At 64.5% G+C, this 16,533-nt stretch carries 13 protein-coding genes; 3 read left to right on the top strand and 10 right to left on the bottom strand.

Features of this window, described 5'->3' with window-relative positions:
- Nucleotides 1-67 precede the first annotated feature (67 nt).
- The 8 genes from VM99_17960 to VM99_17925 form a co-directional block, all read right to left on the bottom strand.
- Entirely contained in the window at nucleotides 68-1,438 is a 1,371-nt protein-coding gene (locus VM99_17960) for a histidine kinase (protein ID AKJ99862.1), read from the bottom strand.
- Nucleotides 1,422-2,600, bottom strand: a complete 1,179-nt coding sequence (locus tag VM99_17955) for an alcohol dehydrogenase (GenBank protein ID AKJ99861.1) — start codon at nucleotides 2,598-2,600, stop codon at nucleotides 1,422-1,424. The genes VM99_17960 and VM99_17955 overlap by 17 nt, the downstream gene beginning before the upstream one ends.
- A 414-nt stretch (nucleotides 2,601-3,014) precedes the next feature.
- The gene (locus VM99_17950; GenBank protein ID AKJ99860.1) at nucleotides 3,015-4,535 is read right to left on the bottom strand and encodes an aldehyde dehydrogenase; all 1,521 of its coding nucleotides are present in this window, start codon (nucleotides 4,533-4,535) and stop codon (nucleotides 3,015-3,017) included.
- Nucleotides 4,536-4,801: 266 nt separating this feature from the next.
- Nucleotides 4,802-6,577, bottom strand: coding sequence for a dehydrogenase (locus VM99_17945; GenBank protein ID AKJ99859.1), 1,776 nt, complete (start codon nucleotides 6,575-6,577; stop codon nucleotides 4,802-4,804).
- A 287-nt stretch (nucleotides 6,578-6,864) separates the two neighbouring features.
- Entirely contained in the window at nucleotides 6,865-7,800 is a 936-nt protein-coding gene (locus VM99_17940) for a beta-lactamase (protein ID AKJ99858.1), read from the bottom strand.
- 16 nt (nucleotides 7,801-7,816) lie between these two features.
- Nucleotides 7,817-8,575, bottom strand: coding sequence for a sulfur oxidation protein SoxZ (locus VM99_17935; GenBank protein AKJ99857.1), 759 nt, complete (start codon nucleotides 8,573-8,575; stop codon nucleotides 7,817-7,819).
- Nucleotides 8,576-8,586: 11 nt separating this feature from the next.
- The gene (locus VM99_17930) at nucleotides 8,587-9,462 is read right to left on the bottom strand and encodes an amino acid ABC transporter substrate-binding protein (GenBank protein AKJ99856.1); all 876 of its coding nucleotides are present in this window, start codon (nucleotides 9,460-9,462) and stop codon (nucleotides 8,587-8,589) included.
- Between the two features lie 5 nt (nucleotides 9,463-9,467).
- A complete protein-coding gene (locus VM99_17925) occupies nucleotides 9,468-9,929 on the bottom strand; it encodes a cytochrome C (GenBank protein AKJ99855.1) in 462 nt (153 codons plus the stop codon).
- A gap of 252 nt (nucleotides 9,930-10,181) precedes the next feature.
- Between VM99_17925 and VM99_17920 the strand changes: the two genes are divergently transcribed.
- Both VM99_17920 and VM99_17915 read left to right on the top strand, forming a co-directional pair.
- Nucleotides 10,182-12,062, top strand: coding sequence for a quinonprotein alcohol dehydrogenase (locus tag VM99_17920; GenBank protein ID AKJ99854.1), 1,881 nt, complete (start codon nucleotides 10,182-10,184; stop codon nucleotides 12,060-12,062).
- Nucleotides 12,063-12,206: 144 nt separating this feature from the next.
- On the top strand, nucleotides 12,207-12,851 hold the full coding sequence (locus VM99_17915; GenBank protein AKJ99853.1) for a pentapeptide repeat-containing protein: 645 nt from the start codon (nucleotides 12,207-12,209) through the stop codon (nucleotides 12,849-12,851).
- Nucleotides 12,852-13,034: 183 nt separating this feature from the next.
- On the opposite strand, the gene VM99_17910 is transcribed toward VM99_17915, so the two are convergent.
- The gene (locus VM99_17910) at nucleotides 13,035-13,673 is read right to left on the bottom strand and encodes a LuxR family transcriptional regulator (protein AKJ99852.1); all 639 of its coding nucleotides are present in this window, start codon (nucleotides 13,671-13,673) and stop codon (nucleotides 13,035-13,037) included.
- Nucleotides 13,673-14,929, bottom strand: a complete 1,257-nt coding sequence (locus VM99_17905; protein ID AKJ99851.1) for a histidine kinase — start codon at nucleotides 14,927-14,929, stop codon at nucleotides 13,673-13,675. The genes VM99_17910 and VM99_17905 overlap by 1 nt, the downstream gene beginning before the upstream one ends.
- A gap of 410 nt (nucleotides 14,930-15,339) precedes the next feature.
- Between VM99_17905 and VM99_17900 the strand changes: the two genes are divergently transcribed.
- Nucleotides 15,340-16,524, top strand: coding sequence for a branched-chain amino acid ABC transporter substrate-binding protein (locus tag VM99_17900; protein AKJ99850.1), 1,185 nt, complete (start codon nucleotides 15,340-15,342; stop codon nucleotides 16,522-16,524).
- Nucleotides 16,525-16,533 lie beyond the last annotated feature (9 nt).

The raw sequence follows: 16,533 nt of genomic DNA, 5'->3' as shown, positions 1-16,533 counted from the left end.
TGACCCTCCGCTTTCGCGAGCAAGCTCGCGCCTACAGGGATCCGTCGCAGGGGATGAGTACACCGCGCTAGCCGAGCAACTGGCTCAACACCGCCCGTAACTTGCCCGGCTTGACCGGTTTGTTGAGCAACGGCGCTTCCAGTTTGCGCAGGGCGCGGCGGCATTGGTCGCTGCGGTCGGCGGTGATGATCACGGCCGGGATCGCCCGGCTGAAGTGCTCGCGCAAGCGCCTGACCACTTCACAGCCCACCACCCCATGATCGAGGTGAAAATCCGCCAGGATCAGCTCCGGCGCACGCCCTTGCAACACGTCGATGGCGCCCGCTTCGTCGGTGGCGGTCAACACTTCGCACCCCCACTGCCCCAGCAACGCGGCCATGCTCTGCAGGATGCTCAGTTCGTTGTCGATCACCAGCAGCCGACGGCCCGGTAGCGGATTGCCGGTCACCACCTGGACGGGCATCTGCGACACAGGCAACGGTTTCTCAGTGGAGAGCGGCACCTCGATGCTGAACACCGAACCCCGTCCCGGACGCGAGCGAACCTGGACCCGGTAGCCAAGGATGTGGGCGATGCGCTCGACAATCGCCAGCCCCAGGCCTACCCCCTTGCGATCGGCCGCTCGGCCGACATCCAATTGGTTGAATTCGAGAAAGATCGATTCCAGGCAATCGGCGGCGATGCCGCGCCCGGTGTCCCACACCTCCAGGCTCAAGCGCCCTGCCCGGCGCCGCGCCGCCAGGAGAATGCCGCCCTGGTCGGTGTAGCGGCAGGCGTTGCTGAGCAGGTTACGCAGGATCCGGGTCAGCAGCCGCAGGTCGGTCATGACCGCCTCGTCGGCGAATCGCACCCGCAGCTCCAGCCCCGCCGCCCCGGCCACCGATTGAAACTCCGAGGCCAGGGGCGCCAGCAGCTCGTCCAGCCGATACGGCGCCAGGTCGGGCCGGACGGCGGCCTGGTCCAGGCGGGAAATGTCCAGCAGGTCGGTGAGCAGGTCTTCTGCACCTTCCAGGGCCTGGTGAGTGCGCTCTACCAGCACCCGCTCGGTGGCGGGCAGTTGCCGCTCGCGCAGCGTGGCGATCAACAGGCGCGCGGCGTTGAGCGGTTGCAGCAGGTCATGGCTGGCGGCGGCCAGGTATTTGTCCTTGCTGCGGTTGGCGGCCTGGGCCGCGTCCCGGGCGTCGCGCAATTGCCGCTCGACCCGCTCGCGCTGGGCGATCTGCTGTTGCAGGTTGTGGTTGGCTTCCAACAGCGCATCGGTGCGTTCAGCCACCCGTTGCTCCAGTTGGTCATTGAGTTGCTGCAAGCGCTGGCGGGCCAACTCCAGCTCATCGAGACGCGCCGCCAGCTCGGGGTAATGGCTCTTGCGCGTGGAGTGATTGCCCAGCCCGAGCAAACCGGCCAGGGCCTTTTGCTGCTCGTCAGAGGGCTTCGCCATAGACGACCTCGACATCCCGTTGGCTCGACTCCCGAGGGTTGGTGAGGATGCAGGGATCGTGCATCGCATGCTGCGACAGGAACGGGATGTCCGAGGTGCTCACGCCGTGCAGGCCCAGGGTTTCGTGAAAACCGATGGTGCGCTTGAGCGCGATCAGGTGTTCCACCAGCCGGCTGCGGATCTGCCGGTGATTGAGCCCACGGCAATCGATGCCCAGCGTCTCGGCGATCACCTTGAAGCGCTCCGGCGCCGAGTTGTAGTTGAACGCCACGACGTGTTCCACCAGCACTGCGTTGCACAACCCGTGGGGCAAGTCGAGGAAGCCGCCCAGGCTGTGGGACATCGCGTGCACCGCGCCCAGGATCGCATTGGAGAACGCCAGCCCGGCCTGCATGCTGCCGAGCATGATCTTTTCCCGCAGCGCGACGTCCGCCGGGTTGGCGATCATCTGCACCAGGTTGCTGTTGATCAGGCGCATCGCCTCCAGCGCATGGGGGTCGGTCAATGGCCCGTGGCCGGTGGACACGAACGCCTCGATGGCATGCACCAGCGCGTCGATGCCGGTACAGGCCGACAGGAACGGGTCCATGCTCAGGGTGGTTTCCGGGTCGATCAGCGACACATCCGGCACCGCCGCCTTACTGACGATGGAAAACTTCATGCGTTCCTGCTGGTTGGAGATGATCACGAACTGCGACACGTCGGCCGAAGTGCCGGCGGTGGTGGGAATCAGGATCAACGGCGGGCTGGGCACATGCAGGGTGTCGACGCCTTCGAATTCGAGAATGCTGCGGCCATGGGCAACGACGATGCCGATGGCCTTGCCGCAATCCATCGGGCTGCCGCCGCCGACCGCGACGATGACGTCGCAGTGGTTCTCCCGGTACAGCTCGGCACCGAGCATCACTTCCTCGACCCGGGGGTTGGGCGAGACCGCACTGTAGAGGGCATAGTCGATGGACTGGGCCTGGAGGCTGGCCTCGACATCGGCCACCCAGCCGGCGGCGATCACGCCGGGATCGGTCACGATCAGGACCTTGCGCGCACCAAAGGTCTTGGCGTAGTTGCCAACATTGTGTCGGCATCCGGCGCCGAACATGATTTCAGGAGAAACGAACTTGCGCAGCGGGCTGAGACTCATCTTTGCAGGGGCGTGGCTCATTGGTAAGCCTGTTGTTATTGTCCGGGGATACTCTGAGCCTAAAGCATCCCGCCGTGAATGCAATCAGACCAATGGGTAGCCCGGCCTGGACGCGCCAGACCGGGCCGGCACTCATCGGTTGGCGAAGTACATCGTCACTTCAAAGCCAATACGCAGGTCGGTGTACGCGGGTTTAGTCCACATGGGTCTTTCCTCTTCTTGTACCGGACGATTCCGGTGACTCATTAATGCACGGTGCGCCCTGGGTTCGAATGCTACTTTCGCAGCGGTGGGCGGGGTGCGTTGGTAGCGATTTCAGGCATCACACAACACTCAATTGTAGGAGCGGGCTTGCTCGCGAAGGCGGTGGTTCAGCTTGCAGAAGTGCTGAATCTACTGACGCCTTCGCGGGCAAGCCCGCTCCCACAGGGTTTACTAGAAAAACCCCAGCGGATTGACGTCGTAGCTCACCAGCAGGTTCTTGGTCTGCTGGTAGTGATCGAGCATCATCTTGTGGGTTTCACGCCCTACGCCCGACTTCTTGTAGCCACCGAACGCGGCATGTGCCGGGTACAGGTGGTAGCAGTTGGTCCAGACGCGGCCGGCCTTGATCGCCCGGCCCATGCGGTAGGCGCGGTTGATGTCGCGGGTCCACAGGCCGGCGCCGAGGCCGAACTCGGTGTCGTTGGCGATCGCCAGGGCTTCGGCTTCGTCCTTGAAGGTGGTCACGCCCACCACCGGGCCGAAGATTTCTTCCTGGAACACGCGCATCTTGTTGTGGCCCTTGAGCAGGGTCGGCTGGATGTAATAGCCGCTCGACAAGTCACCTTCCAGGCGCTCGGCCGCGCCACCGGTGAGCAGTTCGGCGCCCTCTTCCCGGGCAATGTCCAGATACGACAGGATCTTGTCGTATTGCTGCTGCGAGGCCTGGGCGCCGACCATCGTTTCGGTGTCCAGGGGATTGCCACGCTTGATCTTGGCGATCTTCTTCATCACCTCGGCCATGAACGGCGCGTAGATCGATTCCTGCACCAGGGCGCGAGACGGGCAGGTGCAGACCTCGCCCTGGTTGAAGAACGCCAGCACCAGGCCTTCGGCGGCCTTTTCGATGAAGGTCGGCTCGGCCTGCATGATGTCCTCGAAGAAGATGTTCGGCGACTTGCCGCCCAGCTCCACGGTGGACGGGATGATGTTCTCGGCGGCGCATTTCATGATGTGCGAGCCGACCGGGGTGGAACCGGTGAAGGCGATCTTGGCGATGCGCTTGCTGGTGGCCAGGGCTTCACCGGCTTCGCGGCCGAAACCATGGACAATGTTCAGCACGCCGGGCGGCAACAGGTCGGCGATCAGCTCGACGAACACCGTGATCGACAGCGGCGTCTGTTCCGCCGGCTTGAGCACGATGCAGTTGCCGGCCGCCAGGGCCGGGGCGAGTTTCCAGGCGGCCATCAGCAGTGGGAAGTTCCACGGGATGATCTGCCCGACCACGCCCAGCGGTTCGTGGAAATGGTAGGCGGTGGTCAGCTCGTTGATCTCGGCGGCGCCGCCCTCCTGGGCCCGGATGCAGCCGGCGAAATAACGGAAATGGTCGGCTGAAAGCGGCACGTCGGCGTTGAGGGTTTCGCGCACGGCCTTGCCGTTGTCCCAGGTCTCGCTGACCGCCAGCAGTTCCAGGTGTTGTTCGATACGGTCAGCGATTTTCAACAGCACCCGCGAGCGGTCCTGGACCGAGGTCTTGCCCCAGGCGTCGGCGGCGGCATGGGCGGCGTCCAGGGCCTTGTCGATGTCGGCGGCGCTGGAGCGAGGAAATTCGGCGATGACTTCGCCATTGACCGGCGAGGTGTTGGTGAAATATTCGCCGTGGACGGGCGCGACGAACTCGCCGCCGATGAAGTTGCCGTAGCGCGGCTTGAAGGAAACGACGGCGCCTGGGGTTCCGGGTTGTGCGTAGATCATGATGGGCCTCTGCCTGGTCGATGCCTGTCACGGGACAGGCGATAGGCCGATGGTAGAGAGCCCCGTGCGGCGGACGAATGCGTCGTTGGCAGGGAAGCTCTCGTTATTTGGTCGTAGGTTTTGCCGCGATCTGAGGATGAGCCGGGCTTTTTTGTGGGAGCGAGCTTGCTCGCGATGGCGGCGGATCAGTCAACATCAATGCAGGATGTTCTGGCCCCATCGCGAGCAAGCTCGCTCCCACAGGTTCTGCACTTGCCAGAGTTGGCTCAGTGCTTGGCCACCAAGTCCTTCGGCAACTTGAAGGTCCAAAGCATGCCGCCCTGGTTGAAGTCCTTCACCCGCTTGGCGACTTCGCCCCCCCACAGCGGCACCGCGCCGCCCCAGCCCGAGACCACGGAGACGTACTGCTCGCCGTCCATTTCCCAGGTGATCGGTGAGCCCAGCACGCCGGAACCGGTCTGGAATTCCCAGACCTTCTCGCCGGTCTTGGCATTGAAGGCCTGGAGGAAGCCTTCAGGCGTGCCGGTGAACACCAGGTTGCCCTTGGTGGTGAGCACCCCGCCCCACAGTGGCGCGAAGTTCTTGTGGCGCCAGACTTCCTTGCCGGTCTTGGGGTCAATGGCCCGCAGCACGCCGATGTAGTCTTCGTTCAGCGGCTTGATGGTGAACCCGGCCCCGAGGAACGCCGCGCCCTTCTTGTAGGCGATGCCTTCGTTCCAGATGTCCATGCCCCACTCGTTGGAAGGCACATAGAACAAGCCGGTGTCCTGGTTGTACGCCATCGGCATCCAGTTCTTCGCCCCCAGGAACGCCGGTGCGACGAACACCGAGCTGCCCTTGGCCTCGCTGCCCGGCGCGCCCGGACGGCTGGCTTCGTTGTAGATCGGCCGTCCGTCCTTATCCAGGCCCGTGGCCCAGGTGATCTTGTCGACGAACGGGAAGCCACGGATGAACTTGCCGTTGGTGCGATCGAGCACATAGAAAAAGCCGTTGCGGTCGGCCGTGGCTGCCGCCTTGATGTCCTTGCCGCCTTCCTTGTAGTTGAACGAGATCAGCTCGTTGACGCCGTCGTAGTCCCAGCCATCGTGCGGCGTGCTCTGGAAGTGCCACTTGATGCTGCCATCGTCCGGGTTCAGGGCCAGGCGCGACGAGGAATAGAGGTTATCGCCAGGGCGCAGGTGGGAGTTCCACGGCGCCGGGTTGCCGGTGCCGAACAGCAGCAGGTTGGTTTCCGGGTCGTAGTAGCCGCCCAGCCACGGCGCGGCGCCGCCCGTTTTCCAGAGATCGCCGGGCCAGGTCTTGCCGGCCTCACCGCCGGAGATCCCGTTCTCGATGGCCTTGCCGTCCTTGTAGACATAGCCCATGTGCCCTTCCACAGTCGGACGGGTCCACAGCAGCTCGCCGTTCTTCGGGTCGAAGGCGCTGATCTGGCCCACCACGCCAAACTCGCCACCGGCCACGCCGGTGATCAGCTTGCCGTTGATCACCAGCGGCGCGGCACTGATGGAATAACCTTCCTTGTGGTCGGCGACCTTCTTGCTCCACACCACTTTGCCGGTGTCCTTGTTCAAAGCCACCAGCTTGGCGTCGAGGGTGCCGAAGAACACCAGGTCGCCATACAGCGCCACGCCACGGTTGATCACGTCGCAGCAAGGGCGGATGTCATCGGGCAGGCGCGCGTCGTATTGCCAGAGTTTCTTGCCGGTGCGCGCATCCACGGCAAACACCCGCGAATAGGAACCGGTGAGGTACATCACCCCATCCTTGATCATGGGCTGAGCCTGCTGGCCGCGCTGCTTCTCACCACCGAAGGAGAAGGCCCAGACCGGGCGCAAATCCTTGACGTTGTCGGTGTTGAGGGTTGCGAGCGGGCTGTAGCGCTGGCCCTGGACGCCCAGGCCGTTGGTCACGACCTGCTGCGGGTTTTTCGGGTCCTGGAGAATTTCCTGATCGGTCACGGCGGCCAAGGCCGAACCGGACAGCAGCATGGCACTGAGCAGCAAGCTCACGGCGAAGGGTTGGCGACGTGCGGGATGAGTCATGACGGCTACCTCTGCGATTATTGTTATACCCGGGAAATTTTCCCGGTCTGGCGCAGATTCTTGGGCCCGCAGCCCCTGCCAACAATTGCCCGCTGTGTTGAGTTTTCTAGTTCCTTGGTACATGTGATGCGCAGGCCGGAGCAAGCATATCCCCGTGGCGAGGGAGCTTGCTCCCGCTGGGCTGCGCTGCAGCCCCCATTTTTGGCCCACCTTGGGCTATCAGGTTTGGCTGGATATTTTCAGGGCCGCTGCGCGCCCCAGCGGGAGCAAGCTCCCTCGCCACGGGATTATCGAGGCTTGCTGTCCACCCGCTTCATCCCCGCCCGCTCATACCGCGGATACAGGTGGCTGACACTGCGGATCAACTCATACCGGCTCAGGCTGATTGCGGCGAAGCGCTCGGGGATGGGGCTGCGGATCATCTCGGCCATGTCGTCGCCCCGTGCGGCGCCTTCGCGCATCAGTTGATCAAGCCAACCGAGGTAATCGCGCATCTGCACAAAGGGGTCGCTGTCGCTTGCCACCGGGCCGTGGCCGGGCACGATCAGTTTCCAGGGCAAGGCCTGCAAGGTGTCCAGGTCGTGGAGCCAGACATCGAGTCCGGGGCTGTTGGGAGTGGTCAGGGCGCGCTCGTAGAACACCAGGTCACCGGCGAACAATACGCCCGTGGTTTCATCGAGGATCGCCAGGTCCGCGCCGGTGTGCCCGGCCATCTGCAACAGCCGCAACGAATGATTGCCCACCTGCAGCGGGCCAGGCTCCAGCACCTGGGTCGGTAGCAGGACTTCGGTGCCGCGCATCCAGTCGCCCACCAACCGGTACATGTTCTCCGCCAGCGCATCGCCCTGCTCGCGCAACAGTTGCGTGGTGCCCGCCAGCGCGCCGATGGGCACGTCGCCGAAGGCCTGGTTGCCGAGCACATGATCGGGGTGATGATGGGTCAGCAGCACCTGGATGACCGGTTTGTCGGTCGTTGCCGAGATGGCCTGGCGCAGGGCCTCGCCGTAGCGCTTGGACGGCCCTGTGTCGATCACCACCACACCGGCGTCGGTGACGATGAAACCGGTATTGACGATGTTGCCGCCGTTGGCCTTGGCAAAGTTCTCGGTGCTGCCTTCCAGCAGCCAGGTATCCGCAGCGATCTGCCGGGGCTTGAGCCCATAGTCCGAGCCGGCCCAGGCCGGCCAGCACAGGCCTATGAAGATCAGCAACAACCAGCGCATGGCGCACTCCTTGTGGTCAGGGGATCGCCGCTTCGAAAGCATTGCCGCTGTTGTCACGCAGCAATAACCGGGTGCGGCCCGGGCCTTGGATATCGAAACCCAGGTTGGGGTTTTCGCTGACGGCTGGGAACAGCTCCAAGCGCGCCAACGCCTCGCCGTCGGCGCCCAGCAGTTGGGCCTGGTTGAGGTAGAACTCGGGGATACCGCTCACCAGGCCGTTGTCCATCGGGTGGGCAACCTGCACACGCAAGCGACTGCTGTCGCCCCGGGGATAGCGGGCCCCGAGCACTTCGCCCAGGTGTTCTTCCCAACCGGGCTGGGTACGCACCACGCTGGGCGCGGTGCAACCGCCACCGGCCGCGTCGATCAAGGTCGAGCCGACGTGCCACAGGCCATCGCGGGTTTGCACGGCGGCACGCAACGGCGTGGCCTGCTCGATGCGAATGCGGATCGACAGCCAGGGCTGCACCCGCGCCACCGGCTGGAAATCGACGATTTTCGGCAACGGGTTCAGTTCAGCCCAGGCCAACACCCGCACCACGTCCGCGCCGAGGGCCCGGGCATCGATTTCCAGCGGCACCTGGCGCGCATCTTCGGCAAAGGGCGGGGCCACCAATCGGACGCGATCGTCGAACACGAACGGCGCATCGCCCAGCAGTTGCTTGTGATAGAACGCCCACATCACCGACGGCACCGGATCCTTTCCCGGCTCGACGGCCGCCAGCCCCATCATCGGCAGGCCAAGCCCCAACAGCCCACACACGAGCCATTTCATCCCTTGCGCTCCTACTGATACATCTGCGGCACGTCATACCGCAGGCCGTAATGGGCATAGATGGCCTTGAGGCTGCCGTCGCGGATCAGACCCTCCAGGGCCTCTTCCACCGCATAGGCCAACTGGCGGTTGCTTTCATGCACCGCCATGCCGATTTCCCAACGCTGCTTGCCCATGTTCGGGTAGGCGTTTTCCGCCAGCGCCAGTTGCGGGTCGGCGGCCTGGTGCACCTGCCAGTCAACCTCCCCGCGCATGGCCATGACCGCATCGACCTCCCCGGCCTGCATGGCCTTGAAGGCCTGGTTCACGCCGGGGTAATGATGGGTTTTGGCGCTGAGCATGCCGTTGAACACCGACGTCAGGTAGAACGACGGCACGCTGTCCACTTCCACGCCAATGGGGTGCTGCTGGAACACCGCGACACTCGCCACCGAGTCCAGGCGCCGACGGTCAAACGCCACCTGCCAGCACTCCTGCTGATAGGGACCGAACATCACCACCTGGGCATTCTCCAGCTCACCGACATCGTTGCGCTTTTGCACGTAGTCGTGATCGTAGGGCACCCGCATCATCAAGTCGGCAAGCTGGCGGTCGTGCAGCGGGCTGGCGCGCCAGATGTAGTCGCGCAGGTCGTCATCGAGCTTCTCGCCCGGCGGCGCCCAGATCAATTGCAGGCGCACGCCCAGGGCCTTGGCCAGGGCCTGCGCCAACTCGACGTCGACGCCCCTGGGTTGGCCCTGGTCTTCGAAGCTGTAGGGGGCGAAGTCCTTGTAGACCGCCACCTTCAACTCGCCGGCAGCGATCATCTGGTCGTAGCTGCGCACCTGCGCCTGCACCGCCTGGCCCCACAGCAGCAGGCTGCATATCACCCACGCGAACAGGCGCATGACGGTCACTCCTCGACGTGCACGCTGTCCAGGTAAGAGCGCACCGCCCACAAGGCCTCCTGGCTCAGGTAGTCGGCCATTTTCGGCATGTAGACCCGACCGTCGCGCACGGCACCGTGGCGCACGCGCTCGACGAACCATTCGTCTCCGGCCTCGGCGGCATCGAGCAGGCGCAGGTCCGGGGCGATGCCACCAGACTTGGCCTCCAGGCCATGGCAGGCCGCACAGTTCTGGTTGTACGCCGAAGCACCGATTTCCACCGCTTTGTCGCGCTCGGGGGAATTGCGATAAGGGTTCTGGGAAGCCCAGCCGTCGGCGTCGAGCGGCAGGTTGCTGTCCTTGACCGGGGTCAGCCCTTTGGTTTCCACTGCCTGGGGCACTACGTTGCCGTGGGCCCACACCGGGCCTGCGCCGATCAGCCCCATCAGTAAGGCGCTAGCGATGATGGCGTTGCGTTTTGTTGTCATTGTTATGCCCTCTCAGATTGCACGCAAACCTCTCTGCAGAGGCCGTGCCGTCATCTTAGAAAGCGCCCGTTCCCCGCCGAATGCTGCTTTGGTGGCCGGGGTCTAGTTCCTTGGTAGCAAGCCCTCCGACGCAAGTCGCAAAGACACCCGGATCGGGAAGTCTTCCCGGCAAGGGCGGGACTTTTTCCGTATCGGCCAGGCATCGCCACGACCGACCCTAGTCAGGCCAAAACCTCACTGGGAATCGCTACCATGACAATAAGAACACTGCCCCCCTTCTCCCCCCTGGCCGTTGCCGTGCAGGCCCTGATGCTGGCCGGCAGCCTGACGCTGGGCACGCTGGCCCACGCCGCCGCGACCGCCCCGGGCGTGACCTGGGAAGACATCGCCAACGATCACCTGACCACCCGGGATGTCCTGCAGTACGGCATGGGCACCAACGCCCAGCGCTGGAGCCCGCTGGCCCAGGTCAACGACAAGAACGTGTTCAAGCTGACCCCCGCCTGGTCCTACTCCTTCGGCGACGAAAAGCAGCGCGGCCAGGAGTCCCAGGCCATCGTCAGCGACGGCGTGGTCTACGTCACCGGCTCGTATTCGCGGGTCTTTGCCCTCGATGCCAAGACGGGCAAGCGCCTGTGGACCTACAACCACCGGCTGCCGGACAACATCCGTCCGTGCTGCGACGTGGTCAACCGTGGCGCGGCGATCTATGGCGACAAGATCTACTTCGGCACGCTGGACGCCCGGGTGGTCGCCCTGGACAAAAACACCGGCAAGGTGGTCTGGAACAAGAAGTTCGGCGACCACGCCGGCGGCTACACCATGACCGGCGCGCCGGTGCTGATCAAAGACAAGACCAGCGGCAAGGTGCTGTTGATCCACGGCAGTTCCGGCGACGAGTTCGGCGTGGTCGGCCAGTTGTTCGCCCGCGACCCGGAGACCGGCGAAGAGGTCTGGATGCGCCCCTTCGTCGAAGGCCACATGGGCCGCCTCAACGGCAAGGACAGCACGCCCACCGGTGACGTCAAGGCACCGTCCTGGCCCGATGACAAGACCACCGAGACCGGCAAGGTCGAAGCCTGGAGCCATGGCGGCGGCGCACCCTGGCAGAGTGCGAGCTTCGACCCCGAGACCAACACCATCATCGTCGGCGCGGGCAACCCCGGCCCCTGGAACACCTGGGCGCGCACGGCCAAGGACGGCAACCCCCACGATTACGACAGCCTCTACACCTCAGGCCAGGTGGGCGTCGACCCGAGCACCGGCGAAGTGAAGTGGTTCTACCAGCACACGCCCAACGATGCCTGGGATTTTTCCGGCAACAATGAGCTGGTGCTGTTCGACTACAAGGACAAGGACGGCAAGGTGGTCAAGGCCACCGCCCACGCCGACCGCAACGGTTTTTTCTATGTGGTCGACCGCCACAACGGCAAGCTGCAGAACGCCTTTCCCTTCGTCGACAACATCACCTGGGCCAGCCACATCGACCTGAAGACCGGCCGCCCGGTGGAAAACCCCGGCCAGCGTCCGGCCAAGCCCCTGCCCGGCGAAACCAAGGGCAAGCCGGTGGAAGTCTCGCCGCCGTTCCTCGGTGGCAAGAACTGGAACCCCATGGCCTACAGCCAAGACACCGGGCTGTTCTACGTGCCCGGCAATCAGTGGAAGGAGGAGTACTGGACCGAAGAAGTGAACTACAAGAAAGGCTCGGCCTACCTGGGCATGGGGTTTCGCATCAAACGCATGTACGACGATCACGTCGGCACCCTGCGGGCGATGAACCCCACCACCGGCAAGGTCGTCTGGGAACACAAGGAGCCCTTGCCGCTCTGGGCCGGCGTGCTGGCCACCAAGGGCAACCTGGTGTTCACCGGCACCGGCGACGGGTTCTTCAAGGCCTTCGATGCCAAGACCGGCCAGGAGCTGTGGAAATTCCAGACCGGCAGCGGGATCGTCTCCCCGCCCATCACCTGGGAGCAGGATGGCGAGCAGTACATCGGCGTCACCGTCGGCTATGGCGGCGCGGTGCCGTTGTGGGGCGGCGACATGGCCGAACTGACCAAGCCGGTGGCCCAGGGCGGGTCGTTCTGGGTGTTCAAGATCCCGAGTTGGGACAAGGCAACTGCGCAGAAATAACTCCTGACCTGTACGCCATCCCTGTGGGAGCGGGCTTGCTCGCGAAAGCGGTGGTTCGGTTGATATGGATTTTGACTGTGCCGACGTCTTCGTCGGATCGCCGCCCGGAGCAAGCCCGCTCCCACACTTACCTGAGTTGATGCCATGAAACTCTTACCGTTGCTGCTTCTGCTCGTCGGCGCCTTTGCCCAGGCTGACGACTCTGACACCGTTCTGACGATCAACGGTTGCGTCATCGCCGAATCCAGCCAATGCCCCGGCGCCCATCTGCGGGGCGCCAAGCTGGCGAACCAGGACTTGCGCAAAATGAACCTCAGTGGCGCCGATCTGCGCGATGCCGACCTGCGGCACGCACGCCTGGACCTGGCCAACCTGGAGAAAGCCCAGTTACAAGGCGCCAACCTGACCCGCGCCAGTCTGCAACAAAGCAACCTGCGCCTGGCCGACTTCAGCGGCGCCACGCTCAAGGCCATCCAGGGTTGGGGGCTGTTTGCCCAGGGCGCGCAGTTCCAGCGGGCCGACCTGAGCGCCGCCTACCTGCAATTCGCCCGCCTGTCCGGCGCCAGGCTGCAAGGCGCCAACCTGCAGGCCGCCGACCTGGAAATGGCCTGGCTGAGCAAGGCCGACCTCACGGCCGCCGACTTGCGCGACGCCAACCTGCAAGAAGCCAAGCTGGGGGAAAGCAACCTGGCGCAAGCCAACCTGAGCGGCTCACGCCAGCACTACGGCAATTTCCAGGATGCGAATATGGAGGGCTGCGAGGGGTGTCCAACCTCCTGGGATAAATGAAATATTGCAAACACTGCATTCACTGTGGCGAGGGGATTTATCCCCGCTGGGGTGCGCAGCAGCCCTAAAATCTGACACTCGGTGTATCAGGAACATTCGAGTGATTGTTTTATCGGGGCTGCTTCGCAGCCCAACGGGGATAAATCCCCTCGCCACAATGATTGATTCCAGGGAGGTCGGCTGTCACCCCGCCACCCGCACCACCCCCAGGTCGATCCCCAGGTGCACCAACTCGGCGTGAGAGCTGACCTGCAGCTTGCTCTTGAGCAGCGTCAGGTGGTTGGAGACGGTCTTGGCGCTGATGCACAACTGCTCGGCAATCGTGCGCGCCGGGGTGCCCTTGGCGAGCATGACGAAGATTTCCAACTCGCGCTGGGTCATGCATTGCAGGCGCGGGTCGACGGCGTGCCGGGAGCTGGCGCAGGCCAGCTGCGTCGCCAGGGACTGTTCGATGTAGGCATGCCCGGCCAGCACCCGGCGCACCGCTTCCACCAGCACCTGGGGCGCCGAATTCTTGGTCAGGTAGCCCGCCGCGCCGGCGTCCAGGGCCTGGCGCACCAACGGCAGTTCGTCGTGCATGCTGAAAAACAACACCCGCAGTTGCGGCAGGCGCTGGCGCAGGCGCCGGGTGGTTTCCAGCCCGCTGATGCCCGGCAGGCCAAAGTCCATGATCACCAGGTGAGGCAGTTGTTCCTGGACCAGGTTCAGCGCCTCCTCCCCGGTGGCCGCCTCCCGCACCTGCAAGTCCGGCATCAGTGCCCGCAACAGGCTGGCATAGCCCTGCCGAACCACCGCATGATCATCCACCAGCAAAATGTTCATCAGCCCTCCAGAGGCATGTTCAAGGCCAGCGCCCAACCGTCGCCGGGCTGGCTGATAATGCGCAACTCACCGCCGAGGCTGCGGGCCCGCTCCATCATCGAATGCAGGCCCACGCCAGCGCGCGGCGGCTGCTTCGCACCGCGGCCGTTGTCACGCACCAGCAGGCGCAGGCGCCCGGCCCGGTGTTGCAGGCGGATCCGCACCCGCGTGGCGCCTGCGTGCCGGGCCACGTTGGTCAACGCTTCCTGCAACAAGCGATACAGATGAGTCTTGTCCGCCCCCGGCAACGCCGGCAGCGCTTGATCGATGTGCACCTGGCAAGCGATGCCCTGGTTCTTCTGCCATTGCCCGGCGAGCAAGCCGACGGCTTCGTGCAACGACAAGTGCTGCAAGACCACCGGGTACAGGTCATGCACCAGCGCGCGGAACCCCTGCTGCAAATGCTCGCAGTGTTCCTCCAACTGACCGACCGTCTGCTCCAGCACTGGTGGCTGGTCCAGCACCAGGCGCAGCAGGCAGGCCCGAGCGCGAATGCCCGCCACATACTGGCCCAGGTCATCGTGCAGGGTCTGGGCCAGCTGGGTGCGCTCCTGCTCCTGCACGGCCAACAGGGCCTGGGTAAGCCGGGCATTGTCGGCCTGGGCCTGGGCCAGCGCGGCGGTCATCCGATTGAAATGCCCGGCCAGTTGCTGGGCTTCAGGCACGCCTTCGGCCGGCAGGCGCACGTGCAGGTTCCCGGCGGACACCTGACGCAGCGCATCGAGCAACTCATCCAGCAGGCGCATGCCCTGGCGCACCGCCCAGCGAATCACCAACAGGCTGACCAACAGAGCCAGGGCGCAGACGCCCAGCAGTTGCACCAGCGAGTCGAGGATCTCATCGATTTCGTCCCGAGGATCGACCGCAATCCAGGCCCGTCGACCGTCCCGCAGGTCCACCACTTGAGGGGCGGGCCCATCCTCCAGCAATCGCTGGCCGAGCCAGTCCTTGAGCCCGGCGTCGGGGTCGGCCGGAAACTGTTCCCCCGGCGCCAACCAACGGACGCGGACGTGGCGCAGGCTACCGGTGAGTCGCGGTTGCAGGCTGGCCGGGTCGCGTTCGGCGGTTTCGCGCAGGTAATGCACCACCGACCCGGCCGATTGCAGTTCGCGCTGCACATCGGCGACGGCCTGGTGCAACAGCAGCGTGGCGCAGGCCAGGGTCACCAGGGCGAAGAACACCGTGACCCAGAGATTGATTCGCCAGAGGGCTGACATGGTTAGCGGCCTGTTGTCGGAACTGACGCACAACCTTCATGCACGCCACAGTTCCTTTGTGGGAGCGGGCTTGCTCGCGAAAGCGATGGGTCTGCTTGCATCGGCATCGACAGGACTGCCGCCTTCGCGAGCAAGCCCGCTCCCACAGGGGATTGCGGGTGTTTGAATGTTTTGTGCCTGGCAGAAAACCGATCCACTCCAACCAGGCTCAGGATCAGCAACAGCGGCAAGAGCAGCGCTTTGAACATTCGCACAATCTGTGCGCTCCCTGATGAATGCCCCATGCCTGCATCCTAAAACCCCCTGCTCGGCGTTGGTTTACTACCTTGGTACTGGCCCGGCGGTACTTTCTGCATATTTCCCCAGGCCCAACGGCTTCCTATGCTGGCGCTACCTGCAATGGAGGTGGTATGCGCCGGCTCGTCAGTTACGCCTTGATTCCCTTGCTGGCAACGGCCAGTGGCTGGCTGCCGGGCGTCGTCCAGGCTGCTGAGAACACGCCCTTGCAAGTACGCATCGGTTACCTGGGCTATCGCCCCGACCCAGGGCCATTGCTGTCCAACGTGATCGCCGAACCCACCGACGCGGGGCTGCGCGGCGCCGAACTGGCGGTGATCGACAGCAACAGCACCGGGCGTTTCCTGAAGCAGGACTACCGCCTGGAAAGCGCCCAGGTCGACACCCCCGAAGCCCTGCTGCAGGCGGCCCGCGCCCAGCATGAACAGGGCTTGCGGCTGTTCGTGGTGAATGCCCCGGCGGCAAGCCTGCGCCAGCTCAGCGCCGCCCTGCCCGACAGCCTGATCTTCAACGCCGGCAGCCCCGACGACAGCCTGCGCACCACCGACTGCCTGGGCAACGTGCTGCATAGCCTGCCCGACCGGGCCATGCTCGCCGATGCGCTGGTGCAGTTCAGCGTGGTGCGCAAATGGCAGCGGGCGCTGTTGATCGTCGGCCAGACCGCCGACGACCAGGCCTACGCCGCGGCCCTGCGCCGGGCGATGAAGCGCTTCGGAATGAAAATCGTCGCCGAAAAGGCCTGGCAGTTCGACAACGACCAACGCCGCAGCGCCCAGGCCGACATGCCGCTGTTTACCCAGGCCGCCGAGTACGACGTGGTGCTGGTAGCCGATGAGCGCGGCGATTTTGGCGAATACCTGCCCTACCAGACCTGGTACCCGCGCCCGGTCGCCGGCACGCAGGGGTTGACCCCCACCGGCTGGCACAAGACCGTGGAAACCTACGGCGCCGCCCAGTTGCAAAAACGCTTCGAGAACCTGGCCGGCCGCTGGATGAACGACCGCGACTTCGCGGCCTGGATCGCCGTGCGCAGCATCGCCAGCGCCGTGAGCAAACTGCGCCAGGACGACCCCTTCGCCATCCGCCAACTGGCCCTGGGCGACCAATTGCCCCTGGACGGTTTCAAGGGCCGCAAACTCAGCTACCGCCCCTGGAACGGCCAACTGCGCCAACCGATTCCCCTGGTCCAGCCGCGAGCGCTGGTCAGCACTTCGCCCCAAGAGGGCTTCCTGCACCCCACCAATGAAATGGACAGCCTGGGCTACGACCAGCCCGAAGTGAGCTGTCGCTACCCCTGATCGCACACA

It is taken from the genome of Pseudomonas chlororaphis (genome assembly GCA_001023535.1).
In the GTDB taxonomy this organism is placed as follows: domain Bacteria; phylum Pseudomonadota; class Gammaproteobacteria; order Pseudomonadales; family Pseudomonadaceae; genus Aquipseudomonas; species Aquipseudomonas chlororaphis_E.
Note: the sequence above shows the minus strand (reverse complement) of the source record. Positions and strands in the feature narration are given on the sequence as shown.